Origin of the sequence: Marinomonas foliarum (assembly GCF_003337275.1) — a bacterium.
Classification (GTDB): domain Bacteria; phylum Pseudomonadota; class Gammaproteobacteria; order Pseudomonadales; family Marinomonadaceae; genus Marinomonas; species Marinomonas foliarum.
On sequence record NZ_QPJQ01000007.1, the window covers coordinates 64,551 to 83,617 of the forward strand.

Here is a 19,067-nt window from a genome sequence, read left to right on the forward strand (position 1 = left end):
TCATTCAAGGCTTTTTTATCGGATCATCGTTCAATCACATGCGCTTTCAGCGCAATTTTATACTTATTAAGAAAAGCTTGCTCTCAAATATATAAAAAGAGACAAGCTATTGGATAGCTTGTCTCTTTTAAAACACTCAATTCCTGCGTTATGTTTTACTCAGCAAGACCGTCAAAATCCGCAGCGGAATGACGTTCTTGGAGCTGAGCGCCATCACCAAAAGACTTATTCACAATGCGTCCACGCTGAACCGCTGGACGTTGCTCGATTGCTTTCGCCCAACGCAGCACGTTTTTGTAGCTAGTAACATCAAGAAACTCTGCGGCATCGTACAAGTTACCCAACACTAAATTGCCATACCAAGGCCAAATCGCGATATCCGCGATTGAGTATTCTTCGCCTGCCATGAAAATGTTATTGGCTAATTGCTTATCCAACACATCCAACTGACGCTTGGTTTCCATGGTAAAGCGATCGATCGGGTATTGCATTTTAGTCGGCGCATACGCATAAAAGTGACCGAAACCACCGCCTAGATATGGTGCAGAACCCATTTGCCAGAACAACCAGTTACGACATTCTGTTTTTGCCGCTAGATCTTTTGGCACTAGCGCATCAAACTTTTCCGCTAAATATTGCAGGATAGAACCAGACTCAAAGACGCGAGTCGGTGGCGTCGTATCGTGATCCATCAAGGCAGGGATTTTTGAGTTAGGATTGATTTCAACAAAGCCTGAACCAAATTGATTACCTTCGCCGATGTTAATCAAATAAGCATCGTATTCAGCAGCACTGATTCCTAGCGCCAATAGCTCTTCCAGCATGATGGTGACTTTCTGGCCATTCGGCGTCGCTAGGGAATGCAGCTGAAGTGAATGTTTGCCTACTGGCAACACTTTTTCGTGGGTCGCTCCGGATATAGGACGATTTATGCTAGCAAACTTGCCACCGCTTTCTGCATCCCATTGCCATACTTTTGGTGGAACGTACTCTTCATTTTTAATAGAGTCTGAACTCATAACATCTCCTAAAATTCTTAGTCAGCGAAAAGTCACTCTCGCAATTAATGCTCAACAAAAGCTCGCTCGATTACATAATCCCCTGGCACACCAATCTTTGGTGATTCTGTAAAACCAAGTTCATCAAGCATGGTTGACGTGTCTTTAAGCATACTTGGGCTACCACAAATCATGACTCGATCAGTCATTGGGTTCAACTGAGGCAAGCCAATATCTTCTGCTAGCTTACCACTGCGAATCAAATCTGTCAGACGTCCTTGATTACGAAACGGTTCACGAGTCACGGTTGGGTAATAGATTAGCTTGTCTCTTACTTGCTCACCAAAGAATTCATTTTCAGGTAATTCTTTTTCAATAAAGTCAGCATATGCCAATTCACTTACATGGCGAACACCATGAATCAATACAATTTTTTCGTACTGCTCGTAGGCATCAAAATCTTGGATAACACTTAAAAAAGGCGCTAAACCTGTGCCAGTAGACAACAAATACAAGTTTTTACCCGGATGCAAGTCACGAGTTACCAAGGTACCAGTTGGTTTGCGGCTAACCAAAACATCATCACCAACCTTTAAATGCTGTAAGCGTGAAGTCAGTGGTCCATTGGGTACTTTGATACTAAAAAACTCTAAATGCTCTTCATAGTTAGGGCTAGCGATACTGTAAGCTCGCATCAAAGGACGCGCTTCTGTTTCTAAGCCGATCATAACAAACTGACCATTATCAAAACGCAGGCTGGGGTTGCGTGTGACTTTAAAGCTGAAGAGATTTTCATCCCAATGGTGAACGCTTAATACACGCTCAGTAACAAATGCACTCATGATCCCTCCAATTAAATAATCTGATTTCACTGCATAATACAGCACGTTCTTATATTCACTTAATCGATATTTTAAATGACTTTAATATGCTAAGCATATATAGATAACAATAGTATGGTTAGTATGTCATCCAAATGGACAGCAAATACGTTAAGAAGTAGGAAGGTAAAATTCATTGTAAGAAAAGTGTTCTGCTATACGTCAAAGATAAAGATACAGCAACACTTTCATTGCTAACCGCGCCATAGAACAGGCGCGCTCACATGATAATAAGGACACCCGACATGAAAACTCGACATTTATTCAGTAACACCTTTGGTTTACTGCTGCTTACTGGAGCTGCTACTTTTAGTAGTCTATCCCAAGCCGCACCACAAACCATGATAGTCGCTGGCGGCTGCTTCTGGTGTGTAGAATCTGATGTTGAATTAGTCCAAGGCGTCAGCGATGTTGTCTCCGGTTACATAGGAGGCCACACCGACAACCCAACCTATAAACAAGTATCCTCAGGAAAGACAGGCCATTTTGAAGCCGTCGTGATCAATTTTGATGATGACGTGGTTTCACTAAAAGCATTAGCAGATTATTACTGGAAAACCATCGACCCAACCGATGCCGCAGGCCAATTTTGTGACAAAGGCTCACCCTACAAGACAGCGATGTTTTACCAAGATGACAAACAAAAAGCGGTTTTTGAAGCCTCTTTGGCAAAAGTAGAAAAGTCAAAACCCTTTAAAGACGATATTGTGACCGAGATTCTACCTGCCAAAAAGTTTTACCCAGCAGAGGAATACCATCAGAGCTACTATACAAAGAACCCGATTCGCTACGCTTACTATCGCGCAAGCTGTGGTCGTGACAGTCGTATTGAAGATTTATGGGGCGAAGTCGCTAGTAAGAAATACCATTAAAAAAGTAAAAAGAACTCAGCCTATTTTAGGCTGAGTTCTTTCATCCCTCCTCATTTTTTTTGCCATCTATCTCATTCATCTATTCCAGCATGCTCACCAATCGATTACGACCTGTTCAAAATCCATTCTGCCTTTTCGTACTATCAACAAAGCGTTTTTAACCTACGTTAAGCGCATAGAAATTGAAGCAAATAGGTAAGTAGCGGCGAAATCCTAGCCTTTCTGTCTGTCATACACCACATTGGATACTCAACTCGCGGAGTTCTTTTAATTAACGAAAAGGAGTTTTACTATGAAAAAATTCATTCCAATCATCGCCAGCAGTATTGCCATCACATCATTCAGTGCCGCAGTAAAAGCGGAAGATATGTCAAACGACAGTGGTCTTTATGTAGGTGGTAACTATGGCTACCTGAAAGTAGACAGCGATGACGACTTCGACGATAACAACGATGTAGTACAAGGCATTGTCGGTTATCGATTTAATTCCTTCCTAGCACTAGAAGGTAGCTACATTGATTTTGGTAAATATGGCGGCAGTGCGGCTAGCGCATCAACAACAGGTTATACCGCCGCCCTAAAAGGCACCTTGCCGATTACTCAAACGACTGAGTTGTTTGTTAAAGCTGGTCAACTTTGGCACGAAACAGACTACGATGTCGCTTCTATCAAAGGCAGCTCAGACGATAGAAGCTTGTTCGCTGGTGCCGGTATTAACTTTAACGTAACAGAAAACTTGTTATTAAATGCGCAATACACTTGGTATGACGTCGATCTAAACGCGGATAACGTCAGCTCTGATTCTAAATTCGAAACAGACTTCAACCAAGCTAGTGTCGGTGCTGAATACCGCTTCTAAAAAAGTGCGTCCACCAGCATAAGAAAAGGCTTACTCAATTGAGTAAGCCTTTTCTTTATATCTCCTCTTTATCTCAGCAACATAGTCTTTACCCTAAAAGACTATGCCTCTAATATCTATGCATCGTTTTTTGACAAGATGCTAATTATGAACCCCATTCTACAAGCCCAAACCAACCACAAATCTATCCGCCAATACACAAACAAGGCTATCGATGAGGCATTACTAAAGCAACTCATTCAGTCTGCACAAGGTGCAGCCTCTTCAAGCTTTATTCAGGCATATTCACTTATCCAAGTAACTAACAAAGACAATCGCCAGAAAATTGCCACGCTTGCTGGCGGTCAAAAATGGGTGGGATCGGCGGCGGAGTTTTTGGTAATTTGTGCGGACCTGACTCGTGTAGAACATTGCAGCTTAGAACAAGGCTTAGGTGAACTAGAAGGAAATACGGAACATTTCATCGCAGCGACAACTGATGCAACGTTTTTTGCGCAGAACCTAATGCTAGGCGCCGAATCCGTTGGCCTTGGTGCTGTATTTATTGGTGGTATTCGCAACGACCCAGAACAAGTCGCTGAACTGCTAAACTTGCCAGACCAAGTCTATCCAATTTTCGGCCTTTGCCTTGGCTATCCTGACGCGCAACCGGATCTAAAACCACGCTTACCAGTGGATGTTATCCTTCATAGGGACAGCTATGACAACAACCGCTGCGCTCAAGATGTAAAAGCTTACGATGCTCAAATGCAAAAATACTACCAGAGCCGTGGCGATAATCAGAAAAGCAGTAATTGGTCAGAACAAACCGCCGCAGCTGTACAGAAAAAGAAACGCGAACATATGCTAAGCTTTTTACAGAAGCGTGGCTTTTTGAAACGCTAATATGTAATCAATCAACTGTTAACTCTCTAAAGGAAAGGAAAGAACATGATCTCTAATGTACCTAATGTTGTCTTTAAAACTCGTATTCGCAACGAAGAATTAGGCGGGCCAAACCCATTTGAATGGAAAGACGTTACTACTGCAGACTTATTCAACAACAAAAAAGTCGTTGTTTTCTCTTTACCAGGCGCATTTACACCAACTTGTTCAACGTCTCATCTACCTCGCTATGAAGAGCTTTACGAAGAATTCAAAGCGCAAGGCGTTGATGCGGTAATTTGTGTCTCTGTAAACGATGCATTCGTTATGTTCCAGTGGGGCAAAAGCCAAAACGCAAAAAACGTTTTCCTTTTACCTGACGGCAACGGTGACTTCACTCGTCAAATGGGCATGCTTGTCAAAAAAGACAACCTCGGTTTTGGCATGCGCAGCTGGCGTTATTCTATGCTTGTTGAAAATGGCGCCATCAAAAAAGTATTCTCTGAAGCTGGCTTCCAAGACGACGCACCAAGTGATCCGTTTGAAGTATCTGATGCCGACACCATGTTGAACTACTTGAAAAGCAACTAATTCGAAGAGTTAATGAATTAGCCAATAAAAAGCAGACGTTTGAAAAAACGTCTGCTTTTTTTGTACTCATGACAGACGATCAGCAGGTGAAAGAGCATCTAACAGTTCACTTTTCTCGCCTTCGATCGCTTGAACTAATAACTGTGATGTTGTCGGACCAAGCGTGAAACCTTGATGACCATGCCCAAAATGAAACCACAAGCCTTTATGGTTTGGTGCTTCACCCACAAGTGGCAGCATGTCTGGCATACAAGGACGCGTACCCATCCATTGAGGCTCTTCTACTTGCTCGCCTAAATCAATCATGTCATTAAGCGCCGCGGCCCCACGTTCAAGCTGTCTAGTGTCCATTGGAGCATTAAGTGGTACCAAAGCCGCGCCTGTTGTCACTCTTAATCCTTTTACCATGGGCGCTGCCAGCACACCATTTGCCACATCGAGAAATGGCCGCAGCAGTGTTTTAGGCGCATTAAAATGGCCGTGATAGCCACGCTTGTACACCATCGGGATTCGATAACCAAAACGCTTTAATAACTCTGGCGACCAAGGACCAAGTGCTACGACCACTTGCTCGGCCTTAACTTCCCCCTCACTGGTAAGTATTTGCCAACCCTTCGATGTATGCTGAAAGGTACTGGCATCACCCGTGACAAAACGACCGCCTCGTTTAACAAATAAATCACTGTAGGCTTCGGTTAACCCTCCTGGCGAAGAGCAACTCCAGCTTTGCGTATAATGCACTGCGCCTGCTGGCGTTTTTTTCAGCGCAGGCTCTTCTTTCATATAGCTTTTGCCGTCATAAACATTCGAGGTGACACCGTATTCACTAAGCAAAAAACTGGCTTTTTTAGAGGCTTTTTCAAACTCGGCATCGTCTCTGTGCAACATAACCAGACCGCAGCGAGAGATCAAATGCTCAGACTCAGAGTCACGAATTAAAGGGGCATGATCTGCCGTGGAACGAATCGTCAATTGGGAATGCACACGAGAAACCTTAGCGTGTTTTTCGGGTGACGAATGACGAAAATACGACCATAAAGCAGGCAGCATAGGTAACGCTCCGCTCATTTTCCAAGTTACGTCATTACTTATTTCCAGCGCATATTTAAACAGCGTCACCATATCTCTTGGTAACGCATAGGGCTCGGCCGCTTCTACTTGGATCATACCAGCGTTGCCATAACTGGTTTCTAACCCTGCACAAGTACGGTCAACGACAGTCACCTGATGACCTCTTGCCTGCAACGCCAAGGCACTGCTCACCCCAACCATTCCTGCGCCCAACACAAGAAACTCTGCCATATTCCTTCCTCGACATCATTCCAATAAAAAACAATCTTCTCTCATCACTATAGCAATTTTACCCAATGACGCAGTAAGAGATTCACTGATTTATCAATAGCCTTAATCAGCCAGAACGTTTTTGTGTAAAAAGCCTCGCTCGACTAATTGCATCAAAAGTGCTTTGGTGCGCTCACGAAACATATCTCGCAATAAACGCACCGTTGGCGTAATAGACTGGCGACTTGGACAAATCAACCAAAGTTCACCTTGTGGGATGTTATAATCTGTCAACAAGGGCACTACGCGACCAGCAAGCAAATCATTAGCTATTTCCAAAGAGGATTTAACCGCTACCCCTTTTCCTGCCACACACCAACGCCTCACTAAGTCGCCATCGTTCGCCGCACAATAGGCTTTAGGCTTAACCTTGTAAGTCTTATCTGCCCCAGACTCGTTACCAGAGAAGTGCCATGTATCGTTCAAAATATTTTGCAGCTGATAAAACAAACCTTGGTGATTGAGCAAATCTTTAGGGTGTTTCGGTGCATTCTGTAATTCCAAGTAACTTGGGCTGGCTACCAATAAACGCGGTACGTTACAAATTTTAAAGCCATAGACATTTGAGTCTGCTGGTGCACCATAACGCAGGGCAATATCCAACGCATCCCGATAAAAATCGACATTGCTGTCGCTAATATGTGCCCGCAGTGTCACTTTTGGATGTTGCACCATAAAGTCATCCACCCAAGGAATCGCGATATTGCGCCCCAAGTCAGACGAAACAGCTAAGCGAATTTCACCACTAATAATATCCAGATCATTATGAATAGTTTGTTTTGCTTGATCCAACATAGACATAGCAGAAATACACTGGGGCAAGTAACGCTCGCCCGCACTAGAAAGTCGTAGATGGCGCGTAGTACGCACAAACAACTCGACACCAAGCGCAGCCTCTATTCGCTTAACAGCGGCGCTCGCTGTCGCCATTTGCATGTCTAAATGCGTGGCTGCAGCCGTAATACTGCGAAACTCCGCGACCTTAAGAACGACTCGAAGATCTTCAAGTTGCATGAATTAGCCCCTATTGGATAAGAAAAACACCGCTTATTATCAATTAATATTTGATAATAATTCAATAAAAACCCTGTTTTTCATTCAGTAAAGTCTCGTTACTATAGCGCCATTGAATTTAGCGCCTCTAGCTTTCCAGGGTGCCAAGCGCTTTTACTTATTTTGGAGAAAGAAGATGTCACACCAGATTATTACCGATCTAAAAAACCGTCATACGGCAAAACATTACGATGCTACGAAGAAAATTTCTCAAGCTGACTTAGAGGTTATCTACGAAGCAATGCGCCTATCGCCTTCTTCTATTAACTCGCAACCGTGGAAATTTATCGTGATTGAAAGCGACGCAGCAAAACAACGCTTCCACGATACTTTTGCGAACAAATTCCAGTTCAACCAAAAACACGCTAAAGGCGCTTCGCACATTATTTTATTTGCACACAAAACTCACTACAGCCGTGAAGACTACGCAAATGTGGTGGATAAAGGCATTGAAGATGGCCGCACCAAACCCGAAAACAGAGAGCAAGCTTTTGGCGGTTTTGTGTTTGCAGAAATGAACATGGACGAAAACGGTAACAACGCAGCATGGACAAAGTCACAAACTTACATCGCACTTGGTAATGTTATGCATACAGCCGCTCGCCTTGGTATTGACTCCACGCCTATGGAAGGTGTTGACCCAGAATTGATCGGAGAAATCTTCAGTGCAGAACTGGAAGGCTACCAATGCGACGTCGCACTCGCGATCGGTTATCACCACAAAGACGAAGACTACAACGCCGCATTGCCTAAATCGCGTCTAGCAATGAAAGAAGTAGTAACCGTACTTTAAAGCTTATTTAAAAAGCAAAAAGAGCAAGCCATGAAAGTAACTTGCTCTTTTTTTATATGTCTTTTTTAAAGAAAAATTTTACTTTGAAGAAACCAGTTCTTGTGTCGTTAGTGATGATATCTTGACACCAAAGCTCGATATGTTCGGCAAAGTAGCATTGTGATGTGTTCGAACCTGCTCAGCACTGGCATGAGGTTTATCGTGAGTAGTATGCGCATCAGACACTAATTCAACCGAATAACCCAAGCCTGCCGCGCGTCTGACTGTAGTATCGACACAAAACTCGGAGGCATAACCACAGACAATCAGATGCTCAACACCATGTTGCTTTAAAAGGGTTTCTAAATCCGTTCGCAAAAAAGAATCCGGCGTAGTCTTACGTATAAACTCATCACCCTCTTCTACCTTCAAACCAGCCTGCAACTGCCAACCAATGGAACCGAACTCAATCTCAGAACCTGCTAGTTCATGCTGCACATAGATCACCGCAACATCGTTAGTACGTCCCCACGATGTGACACGATTTATTCGCTCAACAACACGATCCGCATCAAATGGCCGAGGGACTGGATCGAATAAGATACTTTGTACATCAATGATCAGAATGGCGGATTTCATAAGGCTCCTCCTTTGTACACAAGAATCATGACAGGATTAAATATCAATAAAAAACACTCTCATATAACAAAAAAACACCTATTTTTAATAGCCCAAACACACCTTAACAAAATCATATCCGTATTCAGTAAACTCAATTATATCTGAATAGTCTTGAGAAATATGAGCCTCCCAAGTACCCGAACAATCGCCTCCAGCAGATACATATCGCGCTTCTGTACTTTTAGTTTCAGCAAGAATACGAAGCCGAATGAGATTATCTAAATATGTATCTGACTGACTAATATTAGAAACCCCAACCGAATAACAAAGCAACTTAAATTGGCTCGAAATAGTTTTTGAGTTGCTATCTATTGACTCATTATCATTGTAATAAAAAATTGTAGTTGTTAGGTCAAAGTCTTTTAAGCCACCAAGAATTTTGGCTTCATCGGAACTTAGCTGCTGAATAATTTGTACATAAGAAGGATGAGCCTTCTCTGACTCAAATTTATCCATAGAAGTAGCAAGTAAATTCACATACATCTCTCTCAAACCAGCCTCGTCATATGCGAAAGCCAAATTCATTAAAGCTGGTCCAGCAACAATTAAAGGTGGCGTTTGCAAGGTAGAAGGATCTTTACTTGCTAATTTCTTTGTCAATTTGATGGATAGCCACTCCTTTATACGCTCATACCCCCAAACAGTTGCTTCAAGTGGAGCTAATGAAACAGAAATAGCTTTAGCAACAACCACAAGTCCTTGACCAAGTTCTTGCACAGAGGGCTGTAGTAAATCTTCATAGACCTTAGGAGCAATCTCTTTAATTCCTAGTTCTTTTGCAACTTTAATCGCTGTATCCATATCGTCCATTTTGCCATCTCCAGAAATAACTATTAAAACTAACCATGCAGCGCTTTTAGGGCATACTCTGGATCAGCATCGACGATTTTAAGTAAGGCGCGAGCTGGTCCAGTTGGATGACGACGACCTTGCTCCCAGTTTTCTAACGTACGCTTGCTTACACCAAGTAGGTTAGCAAAACGAATTTGACTCAAACCTGTTTTAGTGCGAATTGCCTTCACTTCTGGGTCTGCAAATTCCGTGATTCGAGCAGCTGTGCTTTGGCCTTTTATAATGCTATCTGCTTGTTGCACGCTTTCAAGTAGCTCATTAAACATGTCGTCATTCATAGTGACCACCTTTCTACAATTTGTCTTAACGCTTTGGTTTGCACATCGGTTAAGTTGTCTTGTGCATTTTTGGGAAAAATATACATCATGTAAAGTTGTTCATTCTCTGTCATCCAGTAATAGATGACTCGTACACCACCCCTTTTCCCACGACCATCCACAGACCAACGAACTTTCCTTAAACCGCCACTGCTTTTAATCAACACACCAAGATCGGGCTTAATAACCAAAGCTTCCTGCAACTCTTTATATTCATCGTCACTCATTATTTCATTGATGAGTTTGGTGAAAATGGGCGTTTCAACAATTACCATAACATCACCAAATTATACGCCATTGGCGTAATTTGTCGATTAATAATTGAGCAACAATAAATAGAAGCAGAAGACGCTAAAGCATAGCTTTTGAACATATAAGAATTCCTTTTCCTATAAAGTTTGATAAAACAACGATGACGCTCCATTGCACTATCGTCAAGAAAAAAGAGGCTAGATATCGTATCGCAAAAAAATCCCCATGCCGTTTTCACAACATGGGGATTCTTAAACCATTAACAGCTGAGATTAAAAACGAACGTGCTGACAAGCCTCAATCACGTCTTTCAGCTGCTGTGTAATCAATGGCTGTTTCTTTTCATCCAATTGATATTCTGACTGTTTTGCCAACTCATCATTTAAGTACGTTGCTTGAGAAAGTTCGAGTTGGATCGCGTGAATGTTGTTATCAGGCTGGCCGAAATGACGAGTAATGTAGCCGCCTTTAAAACGCCCATTAAGCACTTGCGTGTAGTTTGGGCGCAGTATTTGTGTGACGGCATTAGCAAGGACTTCGTTGCAGGCTTTGCCTTCGTTGGTGCCCCAGTTAAAGTCCGGCAGCGTGCCTTCAAATAGCATAGGCACTTCCGCTGCGATACTGTGGGCATCGAACAAGATAGCATAGCCAAATTTGGCTTTGAGTCGCGCGAGTTCTTGCTCAATCGTGCCGTGATAGGGTTTCCAAATATGCTCTTTGCAAAAGGTTTTATGCTCGTCACTTGGTGCTTTACCTTCAGCAAAAACAGGCGTGTCTTCGAATAAAATGTCGGGGAACAGACCCGTGGTTTTCGTCGCGTAAAGTGGCTTGTCATCATAGGGACGATTAAGGTCAATAACATAACGGGAGTAATTTGCCTTGATAAAGCCCACCCCCAATGACTCCAAAAAATCATAAAGCTCAGGAATGAACCAATCCGTATCCGGCAGTTTTTTAGCTTGATCTGTCAATCCAGCTTGTACCTCAGCCGTTAAGTTCAAACCAGAATGCGGCATGCTGACCAGCAAAGGCGAATCGCCCTGAATAAAATCAAATGCCGGTACGGTTAATACGTCATGCGTTGTCATTATGTTTCCTCTTAACTACTTTTGCCTTCATAGATTCTATTTTTTACTAGGTTGCCGCCAAGCCAATAGCTTAACTCGCCTGGGCTTTCTACATCCCAGCACACAAAGTCAGCAACTTTACCCACTTCTAAGCTACCATGAGACTCTTCCATTCCCAATGCTTTTGCTGCATGAATTGTCGCACCCGCCAAAGACTCTTCTGGCGTCAGTGCGAACAAGGTACACGCCATGTTCATCATCAGTCGAAGCGACAATGCAGGCGATGTTCCGGGGTTTGCATCCGTGGCAATTGCCATCGGCACGCCATATTGGCGCAGCAAGGCGATCGGCGGACGTTGAGTTTCTTTTAGTGTAAAAAACGCCCCCGGCAATAACACGGCAACCGTGCCGGAATCCGCCATGGCTTTTACGTCTGATTCTTCAATAAATTCAATATGATCCGCCGACAACGCCTTGAACGACGATGCCATAGAAGTGCCACCTAAAGAAGACAATTGCTCCGCATGGATTTTCACCGGCAAGCCCAATGACTCTGCGGTTTTAAAATAGCGCGCCACTTGCTCGGTGCTAAAGGCAATGCCTTCGCAAAAGGCATCTACAGCATCAGCTACGCCCAATTCCGCGACTTTTGGTAACACTGTTTCGCAAAGGTAATCAATGTACGCGTCTTTATCGTCATATTCTGGCGGCATGGCATGTGCTGCCAAACAAGTACGTTTTACCGTCACGGGAAATTGCTTTCCTAATTCCGTCGCTACGCTAAGCATTTTCAATTCTGAATCGAGGGACAAACCATAACCAGATTTGATCTCAACTGTGGTCACACCATCGGCTATTAAGCTTTTCAGACGACGAGAAGCGCTAGCGATTAACTCCACTTCGCTGGCGTCACGAGTGGCTTTCACAGAGGAAGCGATACCGCCGCCCTGCTTGGCGATTTCTTGATAACTTACGCCATTCAACCGTTGTTCGAATTCACCTGCGCGGTTGCCGCCGAACACAAGGTGCGTGTGACAATCGATCAAACCCGGTGTAACCCAACCACCGCCTAAATCATGTTCAGCCTGAGCCTCATAGGCTGGCAGGTCATGTGCTTCGCCAATCCAAGCAATACAGCCACCAACGACGCCTATCGCTGCGTTTTCAATCACGCTATAACGACCATTTACCATGGTCGCCACGTGCGCGTTGCGCCATAAACTGTCTAACTTCATTGGAGTATCGTTTGTCATAGCTTTTCCTTTTCTTAAACCACTAAACTTGGCTATTTAATACTAGGCAATAGCCCTTCTGGCATCGTCTCGTTATGCACCGCTTCTAATAGCAATTCATTGGCCTTTTCGATATCTGGCGCGAAGTAACGGTCTTTATCATAGAAAGGCACACGAGCACGCAATGTCGCACGAGCGTTTTCTAGACGTTTGCTGGATTTCAATGGTGCGCGGAAGTCCAAACCTTGTACCGCAGACAGAATTTCCACTGCTAAGATACCGCGGGTATTTTCCGCCATGTCTTTCAAGCGGCGCGCTGCGAAGGTCGCCATAGAAACGTGGTCTTCTTGGTTCGCCGAAGTCGGCAAACTATCAACAGACGCAGGGTGCGCGTAGGTTTTATTCTCGCTCGCCAATGCCGCTGCCGTTACTTGCGCAATCATGAACCCAGAGTTTACACCGCCATTGTCTACTAGAAACGGAGGCAGTTTGCTCAAGTTACTGTCGATCAACAACGCCATACGACGTTCTGACAAACTACCAATTTCAGCAATCGCCAAAGCAAGGTTATCTGCCGCCATAGCGACAGGCTCTGCATGGAAATTACCGCCAGAAATGATGTCGCCTTCCGCAGCAAATACTAATGGGTTGTCCGATACTGAGTTCGCTTCCACACACAAGACTTTTGCAGTGCTGCGAATTTGCTCTAGGCACGCCCCCATAACTTGCGGTTGGCAACGTAGTGAGTACGGATCTTGGACTTTCTCACAACCTTGGTGAGAATCGCCCAACTCTGATGTTTCCCCTAATAGGTGACGATACGCTGCCGCGGCATCCATTTGCGTTTGATGCCCGCGCACTTCATGAATACGCGCGTCAAATGGACTACGGCTACCTAACGCCGCTTCCACAGACAAAGAACCACAAACAATGGCAGAGGCGAATAAATCTTCCGCTTCGAACAAACCTTCTAAGGCAAATGCGGTAGAAGCTTGCGTGCCGTTTAGTAGCGCCAAACCTTCTTTTGGCGCAAGAGCGATTGGCTCTAACCCTGCGATAGACAAAGCCGCTTGACCAGAAATCACTTCACCACGGTAGCGAGCTTTACCTTCACCCAGCAAAACAGTACTCATATGTGCCAACGGCGCTAAATCACCCGACGCGCCTACCGAACCTTTTTTAGGAATGCATGGATACACTTCTTTATTAATCAAGGTCAGCAACGCTTGAATCACTTCAAGACGAATACCAGAGAAACCACGGGCAAGGCTGTTTACTTTCAGCGCCATAATCAATTTGACGGTTGTGTCTTCCATTAGCTGACCGATGCCCGCTGCATGAGACAGTACGATACTGCGTTGTAACTCGTCTAAATCTTCTGGCGCGATACGCGTGTTCGCCAACAAACCAAAACCTGTGTTAATACCGTATACCGTGCGATTTTGTGCAATCACATCATTAACAACTTGTGTGCTGGCATGAATCGCAGGGAAAGCGCTTTCGTCTAGGGCTAATTTAACGTGACGACGGCTGATTTGACGCAATTCGTTTAGCGTCAATTGGCCTGGTTTTATGGTCAATTCAAACATGGTGATCTCCAGTTTCTAAGCGATGTTCTGCAATATTATTTTAAATTTTTAATGACTATTTTATTAAAGCTACGATCTGCCTAATAAGCGTTAGTAGGCAAGTTTCGCAATAGCTTATTTAGCTTGAGCGCCAGTGATCATAGGTAAATTTAACCCCTGCTCTTTCGCGCAATCGATAGCAATATCATAACCCGCATCCGCATGACGCATCACACCAGTCGCTGGATCGTTATGAAGAACACGAGCAATACGCGCTGCCGCATCGTCACTACCGTCACACACAATTACCATGCCGGAATGCTGAGAGAAGCCCATCCCAACGCCGCCACCGTGGTGCAAAGATACCCAAGTTGCGCCAGATGCTGTGTTTAATAAAGCATTCAATAGTGGCCAATCCGAGACAGCGTCAGAGCCGTCTTTCATGCCTTCTGTTTCACGGTTCGGACTGGATACAGAACCTGAGTCCAAATGGTCACGACCAATCACGATTGGTGCAGACAATTCACCGCTACGCACCATTTCGTTAAAGGCTAGACCAAGTTTCGCACGCTGACCAAGACCAACCCAACAAATACGCGCAGGCAAACCTTGGAACTGAATACGTTCACGCGCCATGTCTAACCAATGATGTAAATGCTCATCGTCCGCGATCACCTCTTTTACTTTGGCATCGGTTTTATAGATATCTTCTGGGTCGCCAGACAAAGCTGCCCAACGGAAAGGCCCGATACCACGACAGAACAAAGGACGAATGTAAGCAGGTACAAACCCTGGGAAATCAAAAGCGTTTTCGATACCTTCTTCCATCGCCATTTGGCGAATGTTGTTACCGTAATCAAAGGTCGGCACGCCCATTTTTTGGAAATCCAACATGGCTTGAACGTGTTTAGCCATGGATTGTTTCGCAGCTTTAACAATAGCCTGAGGTTCTGTCTGAGATTTTTCTCGGTATTCTTCCCAGCTCATGCCCAATGGCAAGTAACCGTTTAACGGATCGTGGGCCGAGGTCTGATCTGTCACCATGTCTGGGCGAATGCCACGTTTTACCATTTCTGGTAGGATTTCGGCCGCGTTACCGCAAAGCGCGATGGACACGGCTTTGCCTTCTGCGGTGTATTTTTTAATACGCGCCATGGCATCGTCTAGGTCTGTCGCTTGTTCATCCACATAACGAGTACGAAGACGAAAATCAATACGGCTTTGCTGACACTCAATATTCAATGAACACGCGCCTGCCAAGGTAGCCGCTAGCGGCTGAGCGCCACCCATGCCACCAAGACCCGCCGTTAATACCCAGCGACCAGCCAATTTACCATCGTAATGCTGACGACCTGCTTCAACAAAGGTTTCGTAAGTGCCTTGCACAATGCCTTGGCTACCAATGTAAATCCAAGAGCCCGCTGTCATTTGGCCGTACATCGCCAAGCCTTTTGCGTCTAGCTCGTTAAAATGTTCCCAGTTGGCCCAATGTGGCACTAGGTTTGAGTTAGCGATTAATACACGAGGTGCGTTGCTGTGGGTTTTGAAAACGCCCACTGGCTTACCAGATTGCACCAGCAAAGTTTCATCTTCTTCTAGCTCTTTGAGGGATTCAACGATTTTGTCATAACTTTCCCAATCACGTGCTGCACGACCGATACCACCGTAAACCACTAATTCTTCTGGGTTTTCTGCTACATCAGGATCAAGGTTGTTCATCAACATACGCATTGGTGCTTCCGTGAACCAAGATTTGGCAGTCAGTGTTGTTCCTGTTGCGGCTTTTACGACACCTGCGCGGTAACGTTTTTGAGCGAGTGTTTGCTTAGTCATTTTTTCACCTATCAAAGAATGTCTTTTTTTATTCTGCTTAAAGAAATATTTAACCAACATGTATATACAATTAACTTAAAGATAGAATCTAACTTTTCTAGATGCAAGCCATTTTTTTAAATCAATCGAGTTGAAATCAACAATAGTGGATAATCAATCAAACTAAAAATGAAAAAAATCCTTATGAAACAACCATTAAAAACGGCATAAAATAGATAGGTAATAAACCCCACATAAACACACTTGTATATACATCGTATTTTCAATTACACTCAAAATACCAATATTTATTAGGGAATGACTTGTGACCAGCCAACACACCACTCATTGCGACAAGGTTCAATACTATTTTGCACAACGCGCTTTGCTCTCTTCTGGCTGGGCAAAAGATGTGCTTTTCTCTGTTAAAAATGGTCAATTTCACTCTTTTTCAGCAGACAGCGTGCCAACAACAGACTGCCACGTTTTATCTGGCCCCGTCTTACCGACGCTTGCCAACGTGCATTCTCATGCCTTTCAGCGAGTAATGGCGGGAGCCGCAGAAGTCAGCTTAAATCCGAATGATAGTTTTTGGAGTTGGCGCGATCTGATGTACAAAATCGTGCAAAAGCTCACACCAGACGACGCACATATCATCGCCAAACAGCTTTATATCGACATGCTAAAAGCCGGTTATACACAAGTCGGCGAATTTCATTACTTGCATCACGATATTGGCGGCAAGCATTATGGTCAGCTCGGAGAAATGTCGAATCAGATCATCGCTGCAGCAGACGAGTCTGGGCTGGGCTTAACTTTGTTACCTGTGCTGTATTCTCACTCCGGTTTTGGAGGACAAGCACCGAACGCCGGACAAGCGCGCTTTATCAACAGCACAGATTCGTACCTGGCGTTGCATCAAGCCTGTGATAAAGCACTAGTAAATCACCCTCGCCATAAATTGGGGATTTGCTTTCACTCACTGCGCGCAGTGACCAAGCCACAAATAGAAACCGTTCTCTCTGCGTTAAAAAAGGACACTCCAATACATATCCACATCGCCGAACAGCAAAAAGAAGTGCAAGACAGCATCGCCTTCAGTGGTCAACGCCCAGTGGAATGGCTGCACAATGAAATCGGCTTGAATGAGCGCTGGTGCTTGGTTCACGCCACTCATCTCACCGATTCTGAACGTCAGTCTATCGCCACCAGCCAAGCGGTAGCTGGACTTTGCCCAACCACAGAAGCGAATTTAGGTGATGGCATTTTTCCCGGTGTGGCCTTCGAGCAAGAAAACGGTCGTTGGGGGATTGGCTCGGACAGTCATGTGAGTTTATCGATTGTCGAAGAGTTACGCACTTATGAATACGGACAGCGCCTACGGGATCAACAGCGTAACCGCTTGTATCGCCCAAACCAAACCAGCGTTGGCGACAATATTTACCAGCAAGCTTTATTAGGCGGTAACCAAGCCTGCGATGTGTCATTAGGATTAAATCAAGGCAGCCGTGCTGACTTTATGGTACTCGACGAATCTCATCCTTTTATCGCAGCGAGCGAAGCCAAAGACCTGCTCAATCGCTGGCTCTTCGCCACTAATGAAAACCTTGTGAAAGACGTGTTTGTCGCTGGCAATCACACTATTAAAAACTTCCGCCACCAGCAAGAAGACAGCAGCCGCTTGGCCTTTACTCAAGTTATTAAAAAGGCCATGTATCATGCCTAGCGTCATTATTATAGAGCAAGCAGAATACCAGCGAATGCCATGGAAAAACGGCCTTGGGGAAACTCTAGAAATTCAACGTTATGAAGATAACGATGGCCTGCGTTTTCGTATCAGCCAAGCGTCTGTGGTTGAAAATGGCGTATTTTCAGACTTCAGCGAATTGCATCGTACCCTGGTCTTACTGTCTGGCGAAGGCATGGCTCTGGAACACACGAATAGCAGTGACAGTCACCTTAACATTCTCAGCAAGCCTTTAGACATAGCACGCTTTTCAGGCGGAGATGAAACTTACGCCACACTAAGAAACGGCAAGATTGAAGACCTGAACATCATGGTGAGAGACACAGACACGCAAGCCAAAGTTCAGGCATGCACAGCGCCCTGTTCCCTCTCATTTTCAAACAACACCTTGTTTAATGGTTTCTATGTTTGTGAAGACAGCGTGCTTGAAATAGAGAATGCCGACGCTATGTCACTCAAAGCACACAGCATGGTGATTGGATCAGAAAACATTAACGCCACATTAAGAAAAGGCAGTGGCGTTTTCATCAAAATTACTAAGTTGGATTAACGGCCAAAATGCCCGAATAATTGGAAGCGAGAGCCTGGGTGGAGTAAACGCGCAGCGGTGACTATGTCATCGCCCGCCCAAGTACGACGCTTTATTTGCAAACAAGGCTCTGAGCCTTGAATTTGCAGTCGTTCGCATTCAATAGCATTGGGCAAAATAGCTTCCACCAAATGCTCACCTTCTGTCATTGGCGCCACGCTCATTAGATATTCATAAGGCGTGTGTTTGGCAAAATCTTGTTTATCATAATCTGGCGCTAACGTCGTATTAACAATGCGTTCTTCTATTTGAATCGGCAAATCGTTTTCAAAGTGCAAAACAACGGAGCGGAAAATCCCATGATTGGTTCGAACACCAAGCGTCATAGCTTCTTCCATGGTGGCTTTGGCCGCTTCCAGTACTAATAACTCAGAATGATGTTTATGGCCGCGAGCAGCCACCTCTTCTGCGATGTTATGAACCTCAAACAAGGCTGAGTGAGCTTTTTTCTCTGCTACAAAAGTGCCCAGACCTTGATGACGAACAAGATACCCTTCTGCCGTCAACTCTCTTAGTGCACGATTTACCGTCATACGACTTACGCCTAATGCCTTAACCACTTCTGCTTCAGAGGGAACGCGTTGATTCGTTTGCCACTCACCAGAAGAAATCTTCATCGTAATCGCCTGCTTTAACTTGGCGTATATTGGCAAAGGGGCATCCGGTAGATCGTCAAATAAATTAAGTAAATTAGAAGTTGTTACGTCAGACACTAAGGT

20 protein-coding genes are annotated in these 19,067 nt (G+C 44.5%); 7 read left to right on the plus strand and 13 right to left on the minus strand.

The annotated features are described in order from the left end of the window. Positions 1-155: 155 nt before the first annotated feature. Positions 156-1,019 carry a glutathione-dependent disulfide-bond oxidoreductase gene (gene yghU / locus DFP77_RS05420; RefSeq protein ID WP_114411262.1) on the minus strand — a complete coding sequence of 288 codons (864 nt, stop codon included), beginning with the start codon at positions 1,017-1,019 and terminating at the stop codon, positions 156-158. 44 nt (positions 1,020-1,063) lie between these two features. Further along, positions 1,064-1,840, minus strand: coding sequence for a ferredoxin--NADP reductase (locus DFP77_RS05425; protein WP_114411263.1), 777 nt, complete (start codon positions 1,838-1,840; stop codon positions 1,064-1,066). 284 nt (positions 1,841-2,124) lie between these two features. On the opposite strand from DFP77_RS05425, the gene msrA reads away from it, so the two are divergent. The 4 genes from msrA (at position 2,125) to DFP77_RS05445 (ending at position 5,065) form a co-directional block, all read left to right on the plus strand. After that, entirely contained in the window at positions 2,125-2,751 is a 627-nt protein-coding gene (gene msrA, locus DFP77_RS05430) for a peptide-methionine (S)-S-oxide reductase MsrA (RefSeq protein WP_114411264.1), read from the plus strand. Between the two features lie 292 nt (positions 2,752-3,043). Beyond that, positions 3,044-3,610, plus strand: coding sequence for a porin family protein (locus tag DFP77_RS05435; RefSeq protein WP_114411265.1), 567 nt, complete (start codon positions 3,044-3,046; stop codon positions 3,608-3,610). Between the two features lie 147 nt (positions 3,611-3,757). Continuing rightward, positions 3,758-4,495 carry an oxygen-insensitive NADPH nitroreductase gene (gene nfsA, locus DFP77_RS05440; RefSeq protein WP_181858497.1) on the plus strand — a complete coding sequence of 246 codons (738 nt, stop codon included), beginning with the start codon at positions 3,758-3,760 and terminating at the stop codon, positions 4,493-4,495. Positions 4,496-4,540: 45 nt separating this feature from the next. Further along, positions 4,541-5,065 carry a peroxiredoxin gene (locus DFP77_RS05445; RefSeq protein WP_114411267.1) on the plus strand — a complete coding sequence of 175 codons (525 nt, stop codon included), beginning with the start codon at positions 4,541-4,543 and terminating at the stop codon, positions 5,063-5,065. A gap of 66 nt (positions 5,066-5,131) precedes the next feature. On the opposite strand, the gene DFP77_RS05450 is transcribed toward DFP77_RS05445, so the two are convergent. Then, the gene (locus tag DFP77_RS05450; protein ID WP_114411268.1) at positions 5,132-6,367 is read right to left on the minus strand and encodes an NAD(P)/FAD-dependent oxidoreductase; all 1,236 of its coding nucleotides are present in this window, start codon (positions 6,365-6,367) and stop codon (positions 5,132-5,134) included. Positions 6,368-6,469: 102 nt separating this feature from the next. Next, entirely contained in the window at positions 6,470-7,420 is a 951-nt protein-coding gene (locus tag DFP77_RS05455; protein WP_114411269.1) for a LysR family transcriptional regulator, read from the minus strand. A gap of 175 nt (positions 7,421-7,595) precedes the next feature. Here DFP77_RS05455 and DFP77_RS05460 point away from each other — a divergent pair, with 175 nt between their 5' ends. After that, positions 7,596-8,252 (plus strand): NAD(P)H-dependent oxidoreductase, encoded by a 657-nt coding sequence (locus tag DFP77_RS05460; protein ID WP_114411270.1) that lies wholly within the window; start codon positions 7,596-7,598, stop codon positions 8,250-8,252. Positions 8,253-8,330: 78 nt separating this feature from the next. On the opposite strand, the gene DFP77_RS05465 is transcribed toward DFP77_RS05460, so the two are convergent. From DFP77_RS05465 to hutU, 8 genes are all read right to left on the minus strand, one after another. Then, positions 8,331-8,870, minus strand: coding sequence for a cysteine hydrolase family protein (locus DFP77_RS05465; protein WP_114411271.1), 540 nt, complete (start codon positions 8,868-8,870; stop codon positions 8,331-8,333). Positions 8,871-8,954: 84 nt separating this feature from the next. Then, a complete protein-coding gene (locus DFP77_RS05470) occupies positions 8,955-9,722 on the minus strand; it encodes a DUF4393 domain-containing protein (protein ID WP_114411272.1) in 768 nt (255 codons plus the stop codon). 29 nt (positions 9,723-9,751) lie between these two features. Next, complete coding sequence (gene nadS, locus DFP77_RS05475; protein ID WP_114411273.1) at positions 9,752-10,042, minus strand: NadS family protein; 291 nt, start codon at positions 10,040-10,042, stop codon at positions 9,752-9,754. Further along, positions 10,039-10,356, minus strand: a complete 318-nt coding sequence (locus DFP77_RS05480) for a type II toxin-antitoxin system RelE/ParE family toxin (RefSeq protein ID WP_114411274.1) — start codon at positions 10,354-10,356, stop codon at positions 10,039-10,041. Before DFP77_RS05480 ends, nadS begins: the two co-directional genes overlap by 4 nt. A 249-nt stretch (positions 10,357-10,605) precedes the next feature. Continuing rightward, positions 10,606-11,421 carry an N-formylglutamate deformylase gene (gene hutG / locus DFP77_RS05485; protein WP_114411275.1) on the minus strand — a complete coding sequence of 272 codons (816 nt, stop codon included), beginning with the start codon at positions 11,419-11,421 and terminating at the stop codon, positions 10,606-10,608. An 11-nt stretch (positions 11,422-11,432) separates the two neighbouring features. Continuing rightward, positions 11,433-12,653: an imidazolonepropionase gene (hutI, locus tag DFP77_RS05490; RefSeq protein WP_114411276.1), complete on the minus strand. Its 1,221-nt coding sequence runs from the start codon at positions 12,651-12,653 to the stop codon at positions 11,433-11,435. Positions 12,654-12,685: 32 nt separating this feature from the next. Next, positions 12,686-14,221 (minus strand): histidine ammonia-lyase, encoded by a 1,536-nt coding sequence (hutH, locus tag DFP77_RS05495; RefSeq protein ID WP_114411277.1) that lies wholly within the window; start codon positions 14,219-14,221, stop codon positions 12,686-12,688. Positions 14,222-14,335: 114 nt separating this feature from the next. Then, positions 14,336-16,033 (minus strand): urocanate hydratase, encoded by a 1,698-nt coding sequence (gene hutU / locus DFP77_RS05500; RefSeq protein ID WP_114411278.1) that lies wholly within the window; start codon positions 16,031-16,033, stop codon positions 14,336-14,338. A gap of 304 nt (positions 16,034-16,337) precedes the next feature. Here hutU and DFP77_RS05505 point away from each other — a divergent pair, with 304 nt between their 5' ends. Continuing rightward, positions 16,338-17,738: a formimidoylglutamate deiminase gene (locus DFP77_RS05505; RefSeq protein WP_114411279.1), complete on the plus strand. Its 1,401-nt coding sequence runs from the start codon at positions 16,338-16,340 to the stop codon at positions 17,736-17,738. After that, positions 17,731-18,309, plus strand: a complete 579-nt coding sequence (locus DFP77_RS05510; protein ID WP_114411280.1) for a HutD/Ves family protein — start codon at positions 17,731-17,733, stop codon at positions 18,307-18,309. Before DFP77_RS05505 ends, DFP77_RS05510 begins: the two co-directional genes overlap by 8 nt. Here DFP77_RS05510 and hutC read toward each other — a convergent pair. Further along, the gene (hutC, locus tag DFP77_RS05515; RefSeq protein WP_258861074.1) at positions 18,306-19,061 is read right to left on the minus strand and encodes a histidine utilization transcriptional repressor HutC; all 756 of its coding nucleotides are present in this window, start codon (positions 19,059-19,061) and stop codon (positions 18,306-18,308) included. The two genes, DFP77_RS05510 and hutC, sit on opposite strands and share 4 nt — an antisense overlap. Positions 19,062-19,067: the final 6 nt, after the last annotated feature.